At 60.1% G+C, this 21011-nt stretch carries 20 protein-coding genes; 3 read left to right on the top strand and 17 right to left on the bottom strand.

Translation table 11 applies throughout. From position 1 onward, the window contains the following. Positions 1-159 precede the first annotated feature (159 nt). The 11 genes from FYJ40_RS04665 to pyrR form a co-directional block, all read right to left on the bottom strand. The gene (locus FYJ40_RS04665; RefSeq protein WP_154516278.1) at positions 160-867 is read right to left on the bottom strand and encodes a helix-hairpin-helix domain-containing protein; all 708 of its coding nucleotides are present in this window, start codon (positions 865-867) and stop codon (positions 160-162) included. A gap of 214 nt (positions 868-1081) precedes the next feature. Then, positions 1082-2326, bottom strand: coding sequence for a tRNA uracil 4-sulfurtransferase ThiI (gene thiI / locus FYJ40_RS04660; RefSeq protein ID WP_154516275.1), 1245 nt, complete (start codon positions 2324-2326; stop codon positions 1082-1084). Then, a complete protein-coding gene (locus tag FYJ40_RS04655) occupies positions 2327-2608 on the bottom strand; it encodes a DNA-directed RNA polymerase subunit omega (RefSeq protein ID WP_370450597.1) in 282 nt (93 codons plus the stop codon). A gap of 5 nt (positions 2609-2613) precedes the next feature. After that, positions 2614-3183 (bottom strand): guanylate kinase, encoded by a 570-nt coding sequence (gene gmk, locus FYJ40_RS04650; RefSeq protein ID WP_370450596.1) that lies wholly within the window; start codon positions 3181-3183, stop codon positions 2614-2616. Next, on the bottom strand, positions 3184-3492 hold the full coding sequence (gene mihF / locus FYJ40_RS04645) for an integration host factor, actinobacterial type (protein WP_006236130.1): 309 nt from the start codon (positions 3490-3492) through the stop codon (positions 3184-3186). Between the two features lie 240 nt (positions 3493-3732). Then, on the bottom strand, positions 3733-4449 hold the full coding sequence (gene pyrF, locus FYJ40_RS04640; protein ID WP_154516269.1) for an orotidine-5'-phosphate decarboxylase: 717 nt from the start codon (positions 4447-4449) through the stop codon (positions 3733-3735). Continuing rightward, the gene (locus FYJ40_RS04635) at positions 4443-5351 is read right to left on the bottom strand and encodes a dihydroorotate dehydrogenase (protein ID WP_154516266.1); all 909 of its coding nucleotides are present in this window, start codon (positions 5349-5351) and stop codon (positions 4443-4445) included. The genes pyrF and FYJ40_RS04635 overlap by 7 nt, the downstream gene beginning before the upstream one ends. Before the next feature lie 14 nt (positions 5352-5365). Beyond that, positions 5366-6133, bottom strand: coding sequence for a dihydroorotate dehydrogenase electron transfer subunit (locus tag FYJ40_RS04630; RefSeq protein WP_154516544.1), 768 nt, complete (start codon positions 6131-6133; stop codon positions 5366-5368). 116 nt (positions 6134-6249) lie between these two features. Next, a complete protein-coding gene (locus FYJ40_RS04625) occupies positions 6250-7539 on the bottom strand; it encodes a dihydroorotase (RefSeq protein ID WP_154516264.1) in 1290 nt (429 codons plus the stop codon). Then, on the bottom strand, positions 7523-8467 hold the full coding sequence (locus tag FYJ40_RS04620) for an aspartate carbamoyltransferase catalytic subunit (protein ID WP_370450595.1): 945 nt from the start codon (positions 8465-8467) through the stop codon (positions 7523-7525). Before FYJ40_RS04620 ends, FYJ40_RS04625 begins: the two co-directional genes overlap by 17 nt. Before the next feature lie 4 nt (positions 8468-8471). Next, entirely contained in the window at positions 8472-9056 is a 585-nt protein-coding gene (gene pyrR, locus FYJ40_RS04615) for a bifunctional pyr operon transcriptional regulator/uracil phosphoribosyltransferase PyrR (protein ID WP_154516262.1), read from the bottom strand. A 450-nt stretch (positions 9057-9506) separates the two neighbouring features. On the opposite strand from pyrR, the gene rpmB reads away from it, so the two are divergent. Continuing rightward, entirely contained in the window at positions 9507-9695 is a 189-nt protein-coding gene (gene rpmB / locus FYJ40_RS04610; RefSeq protein WP_022094725.1) for a 50S ribosomal protein L28, read from the top strand. A 229-nt stretch (positions 9696-9924) separates the two neighbouring features. On the opposite strand, the gene FYJ40_RS04605 is transcribed toward rpmB, so the two are convergent. Next, the gene (locus FYJ40_RS04605) at positions 9925-10701 is read right to left on the bottom strand and encodes a transposase (RefSeq protein WP_154516261.1); all 777 of its coding nucleotides are present in this window, start codon (positions 10699-10701) and stop codon (positions 9925-9927) included. A gap of 343 nt (positions 10702-11044) precedes the next feature. Between FYJ40_RS04605 and adhE the strand changes: the two genes are divergently transcribed. Beyond that, entirely contained in the window at positions 11045-13693 is a 2649-nt protein-coding gene (adhE, locus tag FYJ40_RS04600; protein ID WP_154516260.1) for a bifunctional acetaldehyde-CoA/alcohol dehydrogenase, read from the top strand. A gap of 87 nt (positions 13694-13780) precedes the next feature. Continuing rightward, complete coding sequence (locus tag FYJ40_RS04595; protein ID WP_154516259.1) at positions 13781-14545, top strand: aminoglycoside phosphotransferase family protein; 765 nt, start codon at positions 13781-13783, stop codon at positions 14543-14545. Between the two features lie 173 nt (positions 14546-14718). Here the strand turns inward: FYJ40_RS04595 and FYJ40_RS04590 are convergent, their stop codons facing one another. From FYJ40_RS04590 to FYJ40_RS04570, 5 genes are read right to left on the bottom strand one after another with little or no spacing between them, the layout of a single operon-like run. Continuing rightward, positions 14719-16440 carry a proline--tRNA ligase gene (locus FYJ40_RS04590; protein ID WP_229770666.1) on the bottom strand — a complete coding sequence of 574 codons (1722 nt, stop codon included), beginning with the start codon at positions 16438-16440 and terminating at the stop codon, positions 14719-14721. Continuing rightward, positions 16441-17523, bottom strand: coding sequence for a flavodoxin-dependent (E)-4-hydroxy-3-methylbut-2-enyl-diphosphate synthase (gene ispG, locus FYJ40_RS04585; RefSeq protein ID WP_154516258.1), 1083 nt, complete (start codon positions 17521-17523; stop codon positions 16441-16443). Positions 17524-17536: 13 nt separating this feature from the next. Further along, positions 17537-18898 (bottom strand): RIP metalloprotease, encoded by a 1362-nt coding sequence (locus tag FYJ40_RS04580; protein ID WP_154516257.1) that lies wholly within the window; start codon positions 18896-18898, stop codon positions 17537-17539. Between the two features lie 25 nt (positions 18899-18923). After that, entirely contained in the window at positions 18924-20111 is a 1188-nt protein-coding gene (gene dxr / locus FYJ40_RS04575; protein WP_154516256.1) for a 1-deoxy-D-xylulose-5-phosphate reductoisomerase, read from the bottom strand. After that, entirely contained in the window at positions 20111-21010 is a 900-nt protein-coding gene (locus FYJ40_RS04570; protein WP_370450594.1) for a phosphatidate cytidylyltransferase, read from the bottom strand. Before FYJ40_RS04570 ends, dxr begins: the two co-directional genes overlap by 1 nt. Position 21011 lies beyond the last annotated feature (1 nt).

Below are 21011 nucleotides of genomic sequence, written 5' to 3'. Positions count from 1 at the left end.
TGGCCATAAGCAATGTGACAGGCGCTGCCCGCTCCCCCAGCAGCAAATCGGCTGCCACGTTAAGTACCAGGCCGCAGCTCGCACACAAGCCAGAACAAAGGGCCATCGTCCACGGCATCAGGGGCCGCGGCGGCATCACATGCTCGCACTCGGACACACTCATACGCAGATGCAATCTTTAATTTTGGCGAGCTTTTTCTCACCGATCCCCGATACGCGCATGAGGTCATCGACCGAGGCAAAGGCCCCGTTTTGAGTCCGCTCATCGACAATCGACTGGGCCGTAGAAGGCCCGATGCCCGAAAGCGTCTGCAGTTCCGCCGCACTTGCCGTATTGATATTCACAAGCCCCGACGAAGACCCCGCACCATCATTCTTGGCAGCACCGCTATCGACCCCGCCGACCGCCGCAGCCGCTTGTGGCTCCCCCACCATCGGAACATAGATCTTTTGACCATCTGTGATCTTGGACGCACGATTAAGCCCTGTCACATCCGCCTCAGCCGTAAGCCCTCCGGCGGCATCGATCGCTTGGGACACCCGCGCTCCGTCTTTGAGCCGGTACACGCCAGGCCTCGCAACGGCGCCATCGACATCGACGTACACCTCAGCAGAAGAACTCTTGGCAGACGACTCATCGGCATCATCAGGTAACCCATCCCCGGCCCCGCGCACATCCGAGGCGCCCGTCTCATCACTACGCTCAAACGACACGCCGCTGGAGCGGCTACCAAAACTTGCCATCGCCAAGCCGCTCGCGGCGGCAATGACAATCAGAATCGCCACGACCATCGCCTTATGGCCGAGCAGCTTTTCTGCCCAGCGGTCCATCCGTTTAACCCGTTCGTGTTGCTCGCGTTGCGCCATAGCAAACACCTCCCAACACCATCGTGTCAGGAAACGAGCGCCGTAGCCTCCGCACGCCCACACCGGTTATCGAAGTCAAACCAAAAGCTGACCAAAACCTTGCAGGATAGTGTCCATTTATTCAGATACACGTCGACAAATGAACCGTTTATCGCCTAATGCCCAGGTAGATTAAGACCGACGATGCAAATGCACCGCCGGTCTATACACAACATTATTCGTGATCTTGGTAAATCTCACGTGGAGCAAGCTGAGGATGTTTACGTTTTAAGGTCTTAGGGGCCTTGTACGTGTTGCTCTCGAAGTCGATGTACTCGGTCTGTTTGAGCAAGCGCTCAATCATCTCCTCGTGATCGAACAGCTCCCACGCCTCATGCACGGCATCGAGTTTTGCGTGCGTCTCGGGGCGGCGCGGCATAAAGAGCGTGCAGCAATCGGGAGCAGCCTCGGTCGAGATATCGAAGGTACCGATTTCCTCGGCACGCGCGATGATCTCCTGCTTGTCCGAACCGATCAGCGGGCGGAACATGGGGATCTTGACGGCCTCGTTGACGGCCATAATGTTCTCGAGCGTCTGGGAGGCAACCTGACCGAGCGATTCACCGGTCACGATAGCCTTGGCGCCCTCGATATGCGCAATGCGCTCGGCAACCGAATACATAATGCGGCGATACATGATCACGCGCAGGTTGCTGGGGCAGGTGACGGAAATCTCACGCTGGCAATCGCCAAACGGCACCACGTACAGGCGGCCGATCTGGACGCCCGGCGCAAGCGCACGGATAATGTCCTGCACCAAATACTCGCTCGTATCGGGTGTCTGCGGACGACCGGAGAAATGTACCGGCACGCACACCGCGCCGCGACGCGCGAGCATCCAGGTCGCCACCGGAGAATCGATGCCCGACGACAGAAGCGTCACAACCTTGCCGGCGGAACCCACCGGCAGACCGCCCACGCCGCGCTCGGAGCGCGCATACACGTAAACGCTACCCTGGACCACCAGTACGTGCACCATCGCGTCGGGGTCGTGCATCTGGACCTTTTTATCGGGGAAGGCCTCGCACAGTACCTCGCCAACCTGACGATTGATATCAATCGAGGTGAGCTCGTAGTCGGTGTTAGAGCGTTTGGCATGCACCTTAAACGAATCGAAAGGACCAAACTCACGCAGCGCCTTCACGGCGGCGGCGCAGTACTCCTGCGGGTCGCGGTTGGTGTGATATGCCAGGGACACGCGGGCAACGCCGGGGACGGTGCGAATGACACGCGCCGCCTCGTCGGCCTGATGCTCGTTAAAGGTCACGAGGATATAACCGGAAATTCGAGACACGGCATTCACGGAAAAGGCGGCCAAGGCCGCCTTGATGTTATCCATGAGGATATGCTCGAAATGTGCGCGGTTCTTGCCCTTCAGTCCAACCTCGTGATAGTGGACCAGGCAGACGCGAGCTGCCATTTAGGCTTCAGCAACCTTGTGGCCGAGCGCCTTCTTGTAACGAGCCTCGTCATAGGAGATATCGCCGTCGACAATCTCGTCCATAGCCATCGAGATGGTATCGGCGCCGGAGAGGCCAATGGTAATGTCATCGACATCCTGAACGGCAAGCACGCGGTTGTGCTGGCCACGCAGCATGCTGTTAATGTCGCAGGCGCGCTTGGAGGCAAGCGAGGCGAGCAGGAAGCGGTTGTGATCGGTCTTCTCCAGAAGATCGTCAATACAAGGCTTTACAACGGACACGGACCTCAGATCCTTTCATGCATATCGAGAACGCGAACGAGCTCATCGGTCGCGCGGTCGAGATCGTCATTCACCACGACGTCGTCGTAGCGGTCGGCAAGGGCAAGTTCATCGGCGGCGTTTGCCATACGCAGCTCGATCGTCTCGGGCGTCTCGGTACCGCGACCGACCAGGCGATCGCGTAACACCTCAAGCGAAGGCGGCTTGATAAAGATCAACACGGCCTCGGGGAAACGCTCCTTGACCTGCAGGGCACCCTGGACGTCAATCTCCAAGATCAGAGACGAGCCAGAGGCGAGCTTGGATGCGACCTCACTCACCAACGTACCGTAGCAGTTGCCGTGGACCTCGGCCCACTCAACAAACTCACCGTTTGCCACGCGGCGGTCGAACTCCTCGCGCGTCAGGAAAAAGTAGTTGACGCCGTCGACCTCACCTTTACGTGGCGCTCGCGTGGTAGCCGAAACCGTCAGGCCCAGGTTCGAGCGGCGCTCGCGCACACGAGTGACGAGCGTGCCCTTGCCTGCACCTGACGGTCCAGAAATCACAAAGAGCTTTGAATCCTGAGCGCTCACTTATTTGGTCAGCTGCTCGAGGAGCTGCTCGCGCTGACGGACGCCGAGGCCCTGGACGCGACGGGTAGCGGAGATGCCGAGCTCCTCCATGATCTTGGCGGCCTTGGCCTTGCCATAACCGGGCAGAGACTCAATGAGGGTGGAAACCTTCATGCGGGAAGCGATGGGGTCATCGGAGTTGAGCACGGACTCGAGAGACTTCTCGCCCTTCTTGATCTGCTCGCGAAGCTCAGCGCGGGCGTGACGTGCGGCGGCAGCCTTCTCAAGAGCCTGCTTACGCTGCTCGTCGGTAAGCTGAGGGAGTGCCATTCGAACCTCCAAATAGTTGGGTTATATCTGATGCAATAATTGGCATTTTAGCACGTCAAACGCACTAAATGCCCAATCGACGGCTCCATAGGTTAGACGATACCTGCGAAAAGTGCAATATACGGAGGTCAAAGTTGAGCCCCTGACCTGTGATTCCACACAAAGGATGGGAAAGTTTTCGCAGGCACAAGGGCTAATTTGTGCTAATAAGACCCAAAAGTGGTGACTTGAGGGAATCTTTTACGCGACGTTTTCGACCAGCTCGGCGACGATGGCGTCAAAGGCCGCAACCGGATCGTCGGAGCCGGTAATAGGACGGCCCACCACGATGTGGCTCGCACCGCGCTCGATAGCCTGGGAAGGTGTGGCCACACGGGATTGATCGCCCAGGGCGGCACCCACCGGACGCACACCCGGAGTCACGATCAGCGCGTCGGGGCCGAGCAGCTCACGCATGTCGTGAGCCTCCATCGGCGAGCACACGATACCGTCGATGCCGTTGGCCTGAGCGAGTTTTGCCAGGCGAGCGGCCTCCTCGGCCACGGGCGACTCGACGCCGATCTCCGCCAGCGCATCCTGATTCATGCTCGTAAGTACGGTGATGGCGACGAGCTTGGCGCGGTCCTCGCGCGCCTCCTCGGCACCCTCGCGGCAGGCAGCGAGCATGGCGCCCGAACCCAAGCCGTGGACCGAGAGCAGGTCGGCACCGGCAAGCGAGGCCGAGCGAGCGGCACCGCGCACCTGATGCGGAATGTCATGGAACTTGAGGTCGAGGAAGACCTTAAAGCCCAAATCCTTGAACGTCTTGACGATCTCGGGACCCTGGGCGTAATAGAGCGTCATGCCCACCTTGAGCCAGGCGGCATGGCCCGAAAGCTCATGGGCGAGCTCGAGTGCGCGCTCACGGTCGCAGTCGAGGGCGACGATAACACGGTCGCGGGCATCGGTCTCTAGCATTCGAACGCACCTACCAGCTCGTTGATGTCCTTTACGCCCTGGGACTCCGCCCAGGCCTCGAGCTCGTGCGCGATCTTAAGCGAAGCACACGGGTCGACGAAGTTGGCCATGCCGACCGACACGCAGGTGGCGCCGGCCAGGATAAACTCGGCCGCATCCTCGCCGGTCATGACACCGCCGACACCGTTGATGGGGATATCGACGGCCTGGGCGACCTCCCAGACCATGCGCACGGCGATGTGGTGGCACAGCGGGCCCGAAAGGCCGCCCTTGGGCTTGGCCACACGGGACCTGCGGGTGTGCACGTCAATGGCCATGCCCTGGATGGAGTTGATGACCGAAAGGCCGTCGGCGCCGGCAGCCTCGAGGGCGCGGGCGATCTCGGCGACGTTGACCGGAGCCATCTTAACGAACAGCGGCTTATCGGTCACCTTGCGGCAGGCAGCCATAACGGAAGAGGCGCCCTCGGGCGTGGAGCCCATGGCGGCACCGCCGGCGGCAATGTTGGGGCAGCTCACGTTGATCTCATAGCCGGCAGCCCAGGGGCACAGCTCGACATACATCTCGAGCGCGCGCACGAACTCATCAACGGAGTGACCGGCAACCTGGCAGATGACCTGGCAACCGTCCTTGGAGAGCTGCTCGAGCCACGGACCGGACTCGCGGGCGAAAGCGGCCACACCGGGGTTCTGCAGGCCCACGGAATTGATCATGCCGCCGGGGATCTCGGCCATGCGGGGTGCGGGATTGCCGGGCCAGGGCTCGGCAGCGCAACCCTTGGTGGTGATGGCACCCAGCTGGGAGACATCAAAGAAGTTCTGGAACTGCCAACCGTAGCCAAAGGTACCGGCTGCGGTGTTGATGGGGTTCTGCATCTTGACGCCGCCGAAATCGACGGACATGTTCACGGTACCCACTAGAAGACCACCACCTTGGAAGCATCAAACACGGGGCCGCACATGCAGGCACCCTTCATACCGTCGACCGTCTCGACATTGCAGGTGTTGCAGGCGCCAAAGCCGCAGCTCATCATGCGCTCGAGCGACACCTCGCAGTACGCGCCGGCCTCGGCGGCAGCGGCGGCGACTTTCTTCATCATAACGGCGGGACCACAGCTGGCGACGTAGTCGTAACCGCCCTTGCCGAGCAGCTCAGCGGCAGGATCGGTGCATAAGCCGTGCGTACCCAACGAGCCGTCGTCGGTGCACACGTTGACCGTGGCTCCCAGCGCGCGAAACTCATCGACGCCCACGACCTTGGACGCGGTGCCAAAACCCAGGCACACGTCAACGGCCACGCCCTGCTCGGCAAGCATGCCAGCGAGGCACAGCACGGGCGGAACACCGATGCCGCCCGCCACGAGCAGCGCCTTCCTGGTGCCCTCGGGTACCAGCCAGCCGCGGCCGCCAGGGCCCAACAGGTTGGACTTGGAGCCGGGGCCCATCTGCGACAGACGACGGGTGTCGTCGCCCACGACGGCGTACCACAGCTCGACGGTACCGGCCTCGGCGTCAGAGCGATAGAAGCTCAAGGGCACGCGAAGCAGCGAAGAGGCATCGCCGGGCACGGCGATGTTCACAAACTGACCGGGCTTGAGCGCACTTGCAAGCTTGGGGGCCGAAATAACGAGCGAGAAGATGCCGTCGGCGATCTCCTGGTTCGAGACGACCTCGAAGTCGTGCATGCGTGCAGTGGAAGGTGTGGGCATAGACGCTCCAATCCCCCATGCAGTTGCATGGACCAAACGAACAGAAAGCGCGGCACCGCAAGGGCACCGCGCACAAAAGCGATAAGGCTATGCTAGCAGATGCAGCCGTCGGCAAGCGTCTGTTTACCGCCGACAAACACATCGGTGGCACGACCGGTGAGCGTGCGGCCGGCAAAACCGGAGTTCTCGGCGCGCGACTCGTAACCGTCCTCGCCGACCGTCCAGGTGACAGATGCGTCGAAGACGGTCAGGTCGGCAACAGAGCCCGCCTTGACCTGAACCTGGTCGAGGCCCAGGATCTCACGCGGCTTAATAGCCATGAGCTCGACCATGCGGCCCATACCCATCTTGCCCGTGTTGACCAGCTCGGTGAGCACGAGCGACAGCGAGGTCTCGAGGCCGATCATGCCAAAGGGCGCGAGCTCGAACTCACGGGCTTTCTCCCACGGCGTGTGGGGAGCGTGATCGGTGACGATGACGTCGACGGTGCCGTCGATGACACCCTGGCGGATGGCCTCGGCATCCTCGTCGGTACGCAGCGGCGGGTTAACCTTGAGCGAGGTGTTGTAGGTCTCGTCCAGGTCGTTCTCGGTCAGGAACATGTGATGCGGGGTTGCCTCGCAGGTAACCTGAACGCCAGCGGCCTTGCCGGCACGCACGAGCTCCAGGCCATGCGCGGTGGAGATGTGCTGGATGTGCAGCTTGGCACCGGTCAGTTTTGCGATCTCGATGTCGCGGGCGATCTGGAGCTCCTCGCCGGCAGCCGGCCAGCCCTCGAGGGCCAGACGAGTCGAAACCTTGCCCTCGTTGATCTGGCCGTGACCGACCAGGTCCTCGTCCTGACAATGGCTCATGAAGACCTTGCCGAACATCTTGCCGTAGTCCATGCAGCGACGGAGCATGCCTGCACCCTGCACGCCGCGACCGTCGTCGGTGAAGGCGACGGCGCCGTGGGCGACCATATCGCCCATCTCGGACATAGCCTCGCCCTTAAGACCGCGGGTCATGGCGCCAGAAGGATAGACGCGGCAGTGGCCGACCTCGGCAGCGCGGGACTTGACGAACTCAACAACGGTACCGTTATCGGTAACGGGGTCGGTGTTGGGCATGGCGCACACGCCAGTGAAGCCGCCCTTGGCAGCTGCGCGGGTGCCGCTCTCGATGTCCTCTTTAACCTCGTAGCCGGGCTCGCGCAGGTGGACGTGCATGTCCACCAGGCCAGGGACAAGATACTTACCGGAAAGGTCGCGGACCTCGGCTCCCTCGGCGGCGAGGTTCTCGCCGACCTCGGCGATCTTGTCGCCGTCGATCAGGACGTCAACGACCCCGTCAAGCTCGACGGACGGATCGACGACGTGGGCATTCTTAAGAAGCAAGGCCATTATCGGCACCTCCAAGCAGCAGATACAGGATAGCCATACGCACGCAGATACCGGCGTAGACCTGCTCCAGGATGACGGAGCGTTGCGGGTGGTCGGCCATATAGGAGTCGAACTCGACGCCGCGGTTGATGGGGCCCGGGTGGCAAATGATCGCGTCGGGCTTCATGAGCTTCTCACGGTCCCGGGTCAGGCCGAAGAGCTTGTGGTACTCGCGAATGGTCGGGAACGGGGCACCCTCGAGGCGCTCCTGCTGTACGCGCAGCATGTAGACGACGTCCAGCTCGGGCAGGACGGAATCGAGGTCGCTCGTCACGTGGTCGCAGCCCAGAACCTCGGGCGCCGGCGGCAGCAGCGTGCCGGGGGCGACGGCGTAGGTCTCGCAGCCCATGATCTTCAACGCGGGGATCAGCGAGCCGCAAACACGGGAGTGGGCGATGTCGCCGACGACGGCGACTTTCAGACCGTGGAAGTCACCCTTGTGCTCCCAGATGGTGTACAGGTCGAGCAGAGCCTGCGTGGGGTGGTTGTGCTTACCGTCACCGGCGCAGATAACACTCGCGGGCGAATTCTGCGTGACGATGTAGGGAGCACCGGCATGTTTGTCGCGCACGACGATGCAGTCGATCTTGTAGGCGTTGAGCGTCTCGACGGTATCGACGAGGCTCTCGCCCTTGACCGTGGAGGTCGAGGAGCCGCCAAAGTTGAGGCTGTCGGCCGAAAGACGCTTCTCGGCGAGCTCGAAGGAGCTGCGGGTACGCGTCGAGGGCTCGTTGAACATATTGACGATGGTCTTGCCCTTGAGCGTGGGGACCTTCTTGATGGCACGCTCGTTGACCTCGGAGAACGCCTTGGCGGTCTCGAGGATGAGCTTGATGTCCTCTTCGGAGTACTCGGTAATGTCGATCAGGTGCTTATGATTGAACGCCACGGTACTACTCACCTCCCAGCGGCGCGGAGCCCACGTGGGAACCCGGCGCGACGTCGTTGATCTCGACAGCGGTACGGCCGTCGACTTGCTTCATATATAGGTGCACGCTCTCCTCGTGCGACGAGGGAACGTTCTTGCCGACAAAGTCCGGCGAGATAGGGAGCTCGCGGTGACCGCGGTCAACGAGAACCGCCAGCTCGATGCGGCTCGGACGGCCCAGGTCCATAACGGCGTCCAGAGCGGCGCGGATGGTGCGGCCCGTGTACAGGATGTCGTCCACCAAAACGACGCGCTTGCCGTCGACGCTGAAGGGAATGTTGGTAGCGTGGATCGCGGGAGCGAAGTTAGTCGCATAGTCATCGCGATAGAAGCTGATGTCCAGGCTGCCGAGCGGAACGTCAACACCCTCGATCTCCTTGATCGCCTCGGCGAGCTTCTTTGCCAGAAGGTCGCCGCGCGTGACGATGCCGACCAGAGCGAGGTCTTCACAGCCCTCGTTGCGCTCGAGAATCTCGTGCGCGATGCGGGTCATCGCTCGGTTGACGGCGGTCTCGTCCATGATGACCGCCTTGGGGGAAGTCGTGCCCATCGATCTCCTTCCTCACATGTCTTGACTGCTGATACAGTCAAAAAAATAGATGCCCGACCGCTCAAAGCGGACCAGACACCCACAGGAAGGACTGCTCTATGGCAGCAATATAAATCCATGTGGGTATCTCGTACCCCTTTAATGGTCAAGGGATAGTGTAGCCAACCCCGAGCTTAATTGCGAGCATTAATACGGAGCAATCCGCAAACGGACTCAACGCTCCATAAACCTATATATATTTGCGGGACAAGCTTGAAAACGTCGATGCGAGCTGGCATAATCCCCTCTGCTACACGCAAATCGGATCTACGTCCAGGGCCGTAGCGTGGGCACTATCGCCATAAGAGAAATATCTCTGTGTAGATTACGCACAGGGAACTGCTTCTGTGCTATAGTTCAGGCTTGTTTGTTAACGCGACATGTTCGTTTGTCGCCCAAGGAGGGTCAGTTATGTCCAAAGTTTGCGAAGTTTGCGGTAAGCACCCCGTTGCCGGTCGCTCCATCAGCCACTCTCACCGCGTCACCAACCGTAAGTTCCGCCCCAACATCCAGCGCGTCTACGTCGTCGTCGATGGTCACCGTCGCAAGATGAACGTTTGCTCCACCTGCCTTAAGTCTGGCAAGGTTGCGCGCTCCTAAATAAGGTCTTACCAACAAGTACCTCGGACTCTCCGGGTCAAAGACCTCGCGTTCACATAGAACTTACCAAAGGCGTCCTCTCTTGTGGAGGGCGCCTTTTTGCACTCATTGGGGACAGACTTACATGGGTGTTTTCACTAATTGGGGACAGACTTACATGGGTGTTTTCACTCATTGGGGACAGACATGATGCGTGTCTGCGGCGCCCCGACTAGCTCCGGCCCCTGCCTCACGCAGCTTCCTTCCATCCTGCAGTGGCCTTGGTCACACTTGTAGCGCCGATACCGGTGATACGGGCAATTTGCTTGACCGTGAGATGTGCCTGCCTGAGCCTCAGCAGGCAGGCATCGCGTTCGGGGCGTGGCAGGGCCTTAAGCAGCGTAGGATCTATGCTCGGCAGGACTTCGCGCGCAACGGAAAGGGCCTCCTCATCGGGGATCCGACGACGTGGAAGAACCTCCACCGACCAGATGCGCCCGGCAACTTCCTTGAGATGCTCGCAATAGCAACGGGAGCCTCCGACAATATCGAGCATAGGGGCCGCATCGCAAATGTCAAAGGGATCGTAGCCCAGCTGATATGCCTTGAAGCTTGACCACCGGTACGCCTCGAGTGAGTCGAGCGCACCTTTCACAGGATTGAGATGGATATAATCGAGCAGCTGCACCGCCTGAGTGTCCGACTCAACCGCAACCCGCGAATAGCGATTGTCAAATAGATGGCCCGTTCTTCCCGTTTTCCCATTGAAATACTTGGCATACGCCGTCAATGCGCACTGCATCGCCTTTGAAAGGTTGTCATAAGGGTCATCAACCATCAAATGGAAGTGGTTGTCCATAAGGCACCAAGCCAACACCGCCACTTTATGGCGCGCAAACCTGTCCGAGATATCCGACAAGAAACGATAGCGGTCGGAGTCATCTTCAAAAATGATCTGCTTGGAGTTGCCGCGGTCATAAACATGGTAATAGCCGGTGATCGAAACGGCGCGGGCACATCGGGGCATAATCTCTCCTTTCAAAACTGTACAGGCAACACCTAAAAGGAGAGAAGCAACGCGAAATGCTGAGCCTGTGATCTATTTATATCCAATAAGCGGCAATAACAGGTCCAGAACAGCGAAATTGCAAAACGATGTCTGTCCCAAATGAGTGAAAGCACTCATATAAAGCACTCATATAAGTCTGTCCCCAATGAGCGGGCCGATGCCAGGCTGATATTTTTAATTAAAACGTTTCAGTAGATTGAAGCGTTTTAGTGTGCCTTTTACGGGAATCTTACCGTTCGCCGAATAATTTCTTGCTATCATGCAACACGTAGGGTAAATCTCCGATCGCAAGGAGACACAAATGGTGAAAAAGTCACCGGAAAACACTACTCCCGCAATTGTGGACAACGTAGAGGCGCTTGAGGCTAAGCTCGCTCAGATGCGAGAGGCCCAGGCGCTTTTTGCTACGTACACGCAGGAGCAGGTCGACAAGATCTTCTACGAGGCCGCCATGGCCGCCAACAAGGCTCGTATCCCGCTGGCGAAGATGGCCATCGAGGAGACCGGTCGCGGCGTTCTTGAGGACAAGGTCATCAAGAACCACTACGCCGCAGAGTACATCTACAACGCTTACAAGAACACCAAGACCTGTGGTGTCATTGAGCGCGACGAGGCCTACGGCATCACCAAGATCGCTGAGCCCATCGGCATCGTGGGCGCCGTCATCCCGACGACCAACCCCACCTCCACCGCGATCTTCAAGACGCTGATCAGCCTGAAGACCCGCAACGCCATCATCATCTCCCCGCACCCGGCTGCCGCCAAGTGCACCATCGCCGCCGCCAAGCTCGTGCTTGACGCCGCCGTCAAGGCTGGCGCCCCCGAGGGCATCATCGGCTGGGTCGATGTCCCCTCCATCGAGCTGACCAACATGGTCATGCGCGATGTCGACATCATCCTCGCCACCGGTGGCCCGGGCATGGTCAAGGCCGCCTACTCCTCGGGCAAGCCCGCCCTGGGCGTTGGCGCCGGTAACACCCCGGTCGTCATCGACGACACCGCCGACGTGCTGCTCGCCGTCAACTCCATCATCCACTCCAAGACCTTCGACAACGGCATGATCTGCGCTTCCGAGCAGTCCGTGACCGTCATCGACACCATCTATGACCAGGTTAAGGCCGAATTCCAGAAGCGCGGCTGCTACTTCGTCAAGCAGGGTGCCGAGATGGAGGCCCTGCGCGGCGCCATGTTCAAGAACGGCGCTCTCGATCACCGCATCCCCGGCATGGCTGCCGCCAAGATCGCCGAGCTCGCCGGTATCGAGGTTCCCGCCAAGACCAAGATCCTGATCGCCGAGGTCACCTCCACCGACCCCGCCAAGGAGGAGTTCTCCCACGAGAAGCTCTCCCCTGTCCTGGCCATGTATCACGCCAAGGACTTCCAGGAGGCCGTCGACAAGGCCGAGCACCTGGTACTCGCCGGTGGCCCGGGCCATACCGCCTCTCTGTACGTGCATCCCGCCCAGGCCGAGAAGATCAGCCTGTTCGAGCATGTCATGAAGGCCTGCCGTATCGTCATCAACACCCCGTCCTCGCACGGCGGCATCGGTGACCTGTACAACTTTGGCATGAAGCCGTCTCTGACCCTGGGCTGCGGCTCCTGGGGCGGCAACTCCGTCTCCGAGAACGTTGGGGTGAAGCACTTGATCAACGTTAAGACTGTGGCCGAGCGCCGTGAGAACATGCTGTGGTTCCGCGCTCCCGAGAAGGTCTACTTCAAGAAGGGTTCCACGCCCGTCGCTCTCGACGAGCTGGGCAGCGTCATGGGCAAGAAGCGCGCCTTTATCGTCACCGACCAGTTCCTCTTCAAGAATGGCAACACCCGCGCCATCGAGGCCAAGCTCGACGAGATGGGCATCGCCCACGACTGCTTCTACGACGTCGAGCCCGATCCGTCGCTGCAGTGCGCACGTCGCGGCGCCAAGCAGATGGCTCTCTTTGAGCCGGACGTCATCATCGCCGTCGGCGGTGGCTCCGCTATGGACGCCGGCAAGATCATGTGGATGATGTACGAGCACCCCGAGTGCAAGTTTGAGGACATGGCCATGGACTTCATGGACATCCGCAAGCGTATCTTCACCTTCCCCGAGATGGGCAAGAAGGCCTACTTCGTCGCCGTCCCGACCTCTTCGGGCACCGGTTCCGAGTGCACGCCGTTCGCCATCATCACCGACAAGGAGACCGGCATCAAGTGGCCGCTCGCCGACTACGCGCTGCTCCCCAACATGGCTATCGTCGACGCCGACAACTGCATGACCGCCCCGCGCGGCCTGACCGCCGCCTCCGGCATCGACGTCATGACCCACGCCATCGAGTCCTATGTCTCCATCATGGCCTCCGACTACACCAAGGGCCTCTCCGAGCGCGCTGCCAAGCTCGTCTTCGAGAACCTGCCCTCCAGCTTCGAAAACGGCGCCAAGGACCCGCATGCCCGCGAGGAGATGCACAACGCCTCCTGCATGGCCGGCATGGCCTTCGCCAACGCCTTCCTGGGCCTCAACCACTCCATGGCCCACAAGCTCGGTGCCTTCCATCATCTGCCCCACGGCATCGCCAACGCCATCATCCTGACTCGCGTCATGCGCTACAACGCCGCCGAGGCCCCCGTCAAGATGGGCACGTTCTCCCAGTATCCTTACCCCAACGCGCTGCACAACTACGCCGAGATGGCCAAGTACTGCGGCATCGAGGGCAAGGACGACAAGGAGGTCTTCGAGAACTTCATCACGAAGCTCGAGGAGCTCAAGGACTTCATCGGTGTCAAGAAGACCATCGCCGACTACGGTGTTGACGAGCAGTACTTCCTCGACACCCTCGACGAGATGACCGAGCAGGCATTCAACGACCAGTGCACCGGCGCTAACCCGCGCTACCCGCTCATGAGCGAGATCAAGGAGCTCTACCTGGACGCCTACTATGGCCGCGAGCCCCAGGACTACGCCGTCTGCTAGTTTTTAGCACGGTTATTTCGGCGGGGGTGAACGGGCGCACGCACGCCCCCGCCGCTGCTTCTATCGCATCGTTGAAAGGATGCAATCATGCTGCTCCCCGAATCCAAGACCGAGCTCGTCCGTCGCGGCAACAAAGTCGTTTACGACCTGGGCGACAAGATCGTCAAGGTCTTTAACGAGACCAAGCCCGTCTCCGACGTGTTCAACGAGGCTTTGAATCTTGCCCGCATCAATGAGTGCGGCATCCGCAGCCCCAAGGCTCTCGAGGTTTCTCAGCTCGAGAACGCCAACGGCTGGGCGCTCGTGACCGAGAAGGTTCCGGGCACCACCCTTGCCGAGAAGATGACTGCCGAGCCCCAGCGCTTTGGTGAGTACCTCGAGATGTTCGTCGACCTCCAGATCGAGATCCACGGCTACACCTCCCCGCTGCTCAACCGTCAGCGCGACAAGTTCGCCCGCATGATCGACAGCCTCGATCAGCTCAATGCCACCACGCGCTACAACCTTCAGGAGCGTCTGGACGGCATGACCAAGGAGTTCAAGGTCTGCCACGGCGACTTCAACCCCTCCAACGTCATCGTTGGCGACGACGGCCAGCTGTACGTCTGCGACTGGGCACACGCCACCCAGGGCTCCCCTGCTGCCGACGTTGCCACCACCTACCTGCTCTTTGCCCTCAACAGCAAGGACCAAGCCGAGGCCTACCTGGAGCTCTACTGCGATCGCGCCGACATGCCCATGCAGGTCGTGCGTCAGTGGACGAGCATCGTCGCCGCTTCCGAGCTCGCTCGTAAGCGCAACGTGAACGATGAGTTCCTTAAGAACTGGATCGACGTCGTCGATTATCAGTAATATCTGAGCGATTTATTTCGCATCGGAGGCACAAAGGAAAACCCCGCAGCTCGCATGGGCTGCGGGGTTTTCCTTTTAGCAACAAATGTCCCTTAGACGCAAAAGCGGCCCTGCATCTCTACCTCGAGAGACGCAGGGCCGCTTAACAAGTGCACTAAACGCAGCGGGCTCGATTAACGGCGTGCTGCTTTCACAAGCTCAGCGACCTTGGCGACAACCTCATCGATCGCCACATCCTCGCGCTCGCCCGTAGCACGATCCTTGAGCTCGACGGTGCCGTTCTTAAGGCCGCGCTTGCCGAGTACCACCTGATAAGGGAAGCCCATAAGGTCGTTGTCGGCAAACTTAAAGCCGGGACGCTCGTCACGGTCGTCTACGACAACCTCGATACCCTCGGCGCACAGACCCTCGACGATTTGATCGCAAACAGAAGCGCACTCCTCCTTCTTGGGGTCGAGCGGAATCACCGCAACCTCGTACGGGGCAACAGAGACCGGCCAAACGATACCGTGCTCGTCGTTATGCTGCTCCACGACGGCAGCGAGCGAGCGGGACACGCCCACGCCGTAGCAACCCATGATAAGCGGCTTCTCCTTGCCGTCCTCGTCCATAAAGGTGGCACCCATGGCCTCGGAGTACTTGGTGCCCAGCTGGAAGACCTGGGAAACCTCGATGCCGCGAGCAGCGGAGAGCGGCTTGCCGCAGTGCGGGCAAGGGTCGCCGGCAACGACGGTAACCAGGTCGGCCCACTCGTCGACGGTAAAGTCGCGCTCGGGGCAGGCACCGGTAAAGTGATAGTCGACTTCGTTGGCACCGCAGGCCCACTGCTTGGACTCGCGCAGGCTCTCGTCGCAGACCAGACGAATGCCCTCGGGCAGGTTAACCGGTCCGATAAAGCCCTTATGCAGACCGTAGGTCTGGAGCTCCTCATCGGTCATCATGCGATAGCCCTTGCCAAAGACATGCTCGGCCTTGCAGTCGTTGAGCTCATGATCGCCCGGAACGATGGCCACAACCGGCTTGCCCTCGGCGTCGATGAGAGCCAGCGACTTGCGCGTACCGTTCTCGGGGAAGCCGAAGAACTTGGCGACGGCCTCGATGGTGCCCATACCCGGAGTCTCGACCTTGGTGAGCGTGCCGTCGCCGGGGCCCTCGGTCACAACGACCTTGGTGCTTGCCGCCTCGTCATCGGCAGCAAAGCCACAATCGTCGCAGTAGACCAGCGACGCCTCGCCGGCATCTGCCAGCGCCATGAACTCGACGGAGGTGTCGCCACCGATCTCGCCGGAATCGGCGACGACGGGCAGGGCCTTAATGTAGCAGCGCTCGCAGATATTGGCGTAGGCCTGCTTCATCTTGTCATACTCCTCCTGCAGGCTCTCCTGCGTGGCAGAAAAGCTGTAGGCGTCTTTCATGATGAACTCGCGACCGCGCATCAGGCCAAAGCGGGGACGGAACTCGTCGCGGAACTTGTCCTGGATGTGATAGAGATTCACCGGCAGTTGCTTGTATGAACGCAGCTCGTTGCGCACCAGGGCAGTCACGGTCTCCTCGTGCGTGGGGCCGAGCACGAACTCGCGGCCGTGGCGGTCATCAAAGCGCACGAGCTCCTTGCCATAGGCATCGATACGGCCGGACTCACGCCACAGCTCGGCATCGACCATGATGGGCATCATGAGCTCCTGGGCGCCGGCGGCGTCCATCTCGTCGCGCACGATGTTCTCAATCTTGCGAATCGAGCGCCACGCGAGCGGCAGATAGGAATAGAGACCGGCGGCCTCCTTGCGGATCATACCGGCACGGAGCAGCAGGCGATGGCTCGCAAGCTCAGCGTCGGCCGGATCCTCTTTGAGCGTCGGAGCATACAGCTTAGACATATACATTGCTCGGGTCATTTATTTCTCCTCAATAAGCTTATCGACCTCGGCCATAAGCGCGTCGACAATTTGGTCCTCCGCTACTTTACCAATGATCTGGCCGTGCGAAAAGAGCAGGCCCTGACCACGTCCGCAAGCAACGCCCAGGTCGGCATCAGAAGCCTCACCGGGGCCATTAACGGCACATCCCATGACGGCAATCGAAAGCGGCGCGGCATAGTTCTTAAGCCGCTCGGTTACTTCCTCGGCGATGGCGATCAGATTAACCTGACAGCGGGCGCACGTGGGGCACGAGACAATCTCGGGGCCGCGGCGACGCAGGCCCAGCGACTGCAAAATTCCCCAGGCGACCGGCGGCTCCTCAACCGGATCGGCCGTGAGCGAAACGCGCATGGTGTCACCGATTCCCTCGGACAGCAGGATTCCAAGGCCCACCGAGCTCTTGATGGTGCCCTGCAGCTTGGTACCCGCCTCGGTTACGCCCAGGTGGAGCGGAACGTGGGGAATCTCACGCGACAGGGCACGATAGGTGTCGAGCGTCGTTTGCACGCTATGGGCCTTGGCCGAAAGCACAATGCTCGTAAAGCCGCGGTCTTCGAAATGCTTGACAAAACGTTCGCTCGACATCACGAGCTTTTCGGGCTGCGTGAGGTCGTCGCGCTCAGCGATATCCTGCTCAAGCGAACCAGCATTGACGCCGATACGAATCGCACAGCCGGCGGCACCCGCAGCATCGATCACCGCGTCAACCTTGGCCCAATCGCCGATATTGCCGGGATTGATGCGCAGCTTGGCAGCACCGGCCTCAACGGCACCAATGGCGAGCTTATGGTTAAAGTGGATATCGGCAACGATCGGCACCGGAGACTCGGCACAGATGGCGCGGAAACCCTCAAGCGCGGCCTCGGTGGGCACGCTCACGCGTACGATATCGCAGCCAGCCTGTGCCAACGCGCACACTTGCGCAAGCGTTGCCTGGGCATCAGCGGTATCGGTGCAGGTCATAGATTGGACCGCCACCGGCGCGCCTCCACCGATCTGCACGCCGCCCACATGTACGGGGCGCGTCAACTCGCGAGGCAAAGGATGGGATAAAGACAATCCAAACACTCCCCTACAAAATAAATCGAAGGATGTCGGAACGAAGCATATAGACAAACAGCAGCGCAAAGAGCGCGATGCCCACATAGCTCACAATCGTCTGGACCTTGAGCGGAAGCTCGCGGCCCGCAATCTTTTGAATGATCTCGATGACCAACTTGCCGCCATCGAGTGGCGGGATGGGCAGCAGGTTCATAAAGCCAAGCGAGAACGAAATGAGGGCGGCAAACGAAAGGAACGTGGCAGGGCCGGCAGCAGCAGCTTGCGAGGACATAACGCTAATACCCACGATCGAAGAGGACTGATCGAGAATCTCCATCGTATGCTGAGGCTGGAGCAGGCGCATCACGCCCTTCGCTGTCTGCACGACATAGGAGAACGACAGGCGAGCCGACGTGATGGGGTCTAAACGGACCACCTGCGTAGAGACATACACACCTAGGCGTTCGTCCTCTTTGAGCGCAACCGTGGTCGAATGCTTCTTGCCGTCACGCTCGTACTCAATGGCGATATCGTCCTTACCGGCAGCCTTGCCAATGGCATCGTAAACGTCCATCCAGGTAGAGCACGATACTCCGTCGATCGAAAGAATCGCGTCGCCATCCTCGATTCCCGCCGCGGAGGCAATCGAGCCTTCATCAACCTGGCCGATCACATTGGTGTCCACCGGCACCGTGACACCAGCGATGGAATAGATGCTCATAAGGAGCAAAAAGCCCGTCAGGATATTGACGATAATGCCCGCAAGCAGCATAAAGGCACGCTTGAAAAAGCCCTGACCCAAATAGGTGTGCGAGCGCTCGCGTGCAAGGAATTCGGCCTCGCCGCACGGCAGTTCCCATACATCGCCCTCGGCAGTCGCGTGCTCGCGATCGAACCGACGGCCGTCAAAGGTGGTATAACCCGCCGCATCACGCGGCAGGGTCTGGTACTTGGTGGGATAGTAACCAGGCGAAGGCTTTTCTCCTTCTTCATACCAAGGAGCTATGGAGCCCCAACCCAGCAGCAAAGCACAGGCCTCGAGCACATCCTCCTCGGACAGCTCAAGCTCGACGGCGAGATCGGCCACCGTCACACGGCCGTGGCGATAGATGGCGGCAAGCACGCGATCGGCATACGAGACATCGGTCGGATCCATGCCACAGATGGCAGCATACCCACCCAGCAACAGCGGGGTCACGCCAAACTTGGTGCCGATCCGACGAGACGTATGGTGGATATCAAAGCGACACGGCAGGCCCAAAAAGAACTCAGTCACCCGGACGCCGCAGGCACGCGCCGCCAAAAAGTGGCCGCCCTCGTGCAAAAACACGAGGACGGAAAGCATCAGCAGGCCCCAAAAGACCGATGAGAGAACGCTCAGAACAGTTTCCATAAAACGAAAAAGCAATCCTTATGGGTTAAGAACGGGTTGCGACGAGCACTTGCGCGGCCTTTTCACGCGCCCACGCATCGATACCGCGAAGCTGTTCAAACGAATCGACCGTCTGTGCATCATGCACATCCATACAGGATTCCACAATGCGATCGATATCGGTAAAACTGCAGCCATCATGCAGGAAGGCATCGACGGCGACCTCGTTGGCAGCATTGAGCACGCACGGCATGGTGCCGCCCGTCTTGCCCGCACGCTCGGCCAGCGCCAGGCAGCGGAACGTATCCATGTCGGCCGCATCAAAGGTAAGCTGACCCAACTCGCGGAAATCGATGCGCGGAGCCGGAGTATCCCAGCGCTCGGGATACGAGAAGGCAAACTGGATGGGAATGCGCATGTCAGATGCCCCGAGATGCGCCATCACGGAGCCGTCGGCAAACTCGACCATCGAATGAATCTTTGACTGGCGCTGCACGACCACGTTGATAAAGTCGAGGTCGCAACCGAACAGGTGCATCGCCTCGATACGCTCCAGGCCCTTGTTCATGAGGGTAGCGGAATCAATCGTGATCTTGGCACCCATAGCCCACGTAGGGTGCGCCAGGGCATCGGCGCGCGTCACAAGGTCGAGTTCCTCGCGCGAACGGCCAAAGAACGGACCGCCCGAGCAGGTAAGCCAAATACAATGGGCCTCGCGCGGATTCTCACCCAGATAGCACTGGTAAATTGCAGAGTGCTCGGAATCGACCGGGATAAGCTGACCGGGCTGAGCCAACGGCATCAGCAGGTCACCGCCAACAACGAGCGACTCCTTATTGGCAAGGGCAAGACGCTTATTCGAGATCAAGGCCGCGTGGCTCGCCTCGAGACCGGCGGCGCCCACAATAGCGACAAGCACGCAATCGACATCGTCGCGACGCGCGAGCTCGCAAACCGCTTGCGCACCTACACCGAGCTCCGTTCCCTCGGGCAACTCCTGCAGCACGGCGTCATCGCCATGAGCGACATCGGCCACGGCAACCGCCGAAACCGAGAACTCGCGGGCAGCGGCAACGAGCTCGGAAGTGCTGGAATTAACGGAAAGCGCCGTCACCTGCAGACGATCGGCATGCTGACGGCAAACATCGAGCGCCTGAGTGCCGATAGAGCCCGTACAGCCCAGGATGGCAACACGGAGACGTCCATCGGAGCCATACGTCGTCTGGAAGGACATTACAGCACGCCTCCGATCATCAGCATCAGCTGCGCGGTGATGCAGCCGAAGATAAGCGAGTCGCTACGATCGAGCATGCCGCCGTGGCCCGGGATAAGGTTACCGGAATCCTTGACGCCCACACCGCGCTTGATGCGCGACTCGATAAGGTCGCCGATAACGCCCAGGATGGACACAACCACGCCACAAAGCAGCGCATAGGGCAAGCTCAGCTTATAGAGATGCGTCACCCACAAAATGAGCCAGATGAGAACCGAGCCCAGAATGCCGCCGACAAACCCCTCCCAGCTCTTTTTGGGAGAGATCTTGGGGACCATCTTGTGTTTTCCGATACGGCTGCCCACGATGTAGGCAAACGAATCGGAGACCCAAAGGGACGCGCAAACACCCACTGAAAGCAGGGCTCCGGCAAAACCGGGCACGGCATCGCGCAGCAGCACAATAGCCGACAGCATAAAGCCTGTGTAGATGGGACCCATGAGCGTCACGGCCACATCAGAGATGCGGGTACGCGGCGACCAAACATACCAAATGCCCACCGCGAGCATCAGTGCAAAAAGCAGGGCGTTCAGCAAAAGCGAATCGCCAAGCGCCGATAACGGAAAGAGCACGGCGGCAATAATGCCCAGATGCTCGTTGGCGACCTTGCCATCGAGCCTCGTCATACGGAAAAACTCAAAGCAGCAAAGCCCGCTCATGACAGAGACAAAAATGGCGGTGGGCACGATACCCAAAACCAGGCACAGGATAAAGACGACGGCGTAGACGATACCGGCGGCGGCACGGGTAATAAAGCCCGCAAGCCACGAACCGGTGCCGCTCTTCGCTGCAGGCGCTCCCGCAGTGGCAGCTTTGCGCGCAGGCGTCTTGGGAGCAGATGCCTTGGGACGATCGGACACG

Source organism: Collinsella sp. WCA1-178-WT-3 (M1), assembly GCF_009696325.1.
In the GTDB taxonomy this organism is placed as follows: Bacteria; Actinomycetota; Coriobacteriia; order Coriobacteriales; family Coriobacteriaceae; genus Collinsella.
The sequence above is the reverse complement of the archived record's forward strand: the minus strand, read 5'-3'. Positions and strand labels throughout refer to the sequence as shown.

Bases quoted from the DNA above. Each gene is read 5' to 3' on its own strand.
- pyrR (WP_154516262.1), bottom strand. From the start codon at position 9,056: ATGGGCACGACTTCCCCCAAGGCGGTCATCATGGACGAGACCGCCGTC.
- FYJ40_RS04595 (WP_154516259.1), top strand. From the start codon at position 13,781: ATGCTGCTCCCCGAATCCAAGACCGAGCTCGTCCGTCGCGGCAACAAA.
- FYJ40_RS04665 (WP_154516278.1), bottom strand. From the start codon at position 867: ATGGCGCAACGCGAGCAACACGAACGGGTTAAACGGATGGACCGCTGG.
- thiI (WP_154516275.1), bottom strand. From the start codon at position 2,326: ATGGCAGCTCGCGTCTGCCTGGTCCACTATCACGAGGTTGGACTGAAG.
- pyrF (WP_154516269.1), bottom strand. From the start codon at position 4,449: ATGCTAGAGACCGATGCCCGCGACCGTGTTATCGTCGCCCTCGACTGC.
- FYJ40_RS04590 (WP_229770666.1), bottom strand. From the start codon at position 16,440: ATGACCCGAGCAATGTATATGTCTAAGCTGTATGCTCCGACGCTCAAA.
- FYJ40_RS04580 (WP_154516257.1), bottom strand. From the start codon at position 18,898: ATGGAAACTGTTCTGAGCGTTCTCTCATCGGTCTTTTGGGGCCTGCTG.
- rpmB (WP_022094725.1), top strand. From the start codon at position 9,507: ATGTCCAAAGTTTGCGAAGTTTGCGGTAAGCACCCCGTTGCCGGTCGC.
- FYJ40_RS04625 (WP_154516264.1), bottom strand. From the start codon at position 7,539: ATGGCCTTGCTTCTTAAGAATGCCCACGTCGTCGATCCGTCCGTCGAG.
- FYJ40_RS04635 (WP_154516266.1), bottom strand. From the start codon at position 5,351: ATGTCCGTCGATTTCGGCGGCGTCAAGATGCAGAACCCCATCAACACC.
- FYJ40_RS04630 (WP_154516544.1), bottom strand. From the start codon at position 6,133: ATGCACGACTTCGAGGTCGTCTCGAACCAGGAGATCGCCGACGGCATC.
- mihF (WP_006236130.1), bottom strand. From the start codon at position 3,492: ATGGCACTCCCTCAGCTTACCGACGAGCAGCGTAAGCAGGCTCTTGAG.
- FYJ40_RS04605 (WP_154516261.1), bottom strand. From the start codon at position 10,701: ATGCCCCGATGTGCCCGCGCCGTTTCGATCACCGGCTATTACCATGTT.
- adhE (WP_154516260.1), top strand. From the start codon at position 11,045: ATGGTGAAAAAGTCACCGGAAAACACTACTCCCGCAATTGTGGACAAC.
- dxr (WP_154516256.1), bottom strand. From the start codon at position 20,111: ATGTCCTTCCAGACGACGTATGGCTCCGATGGACGTCTCCGTGTTGCC.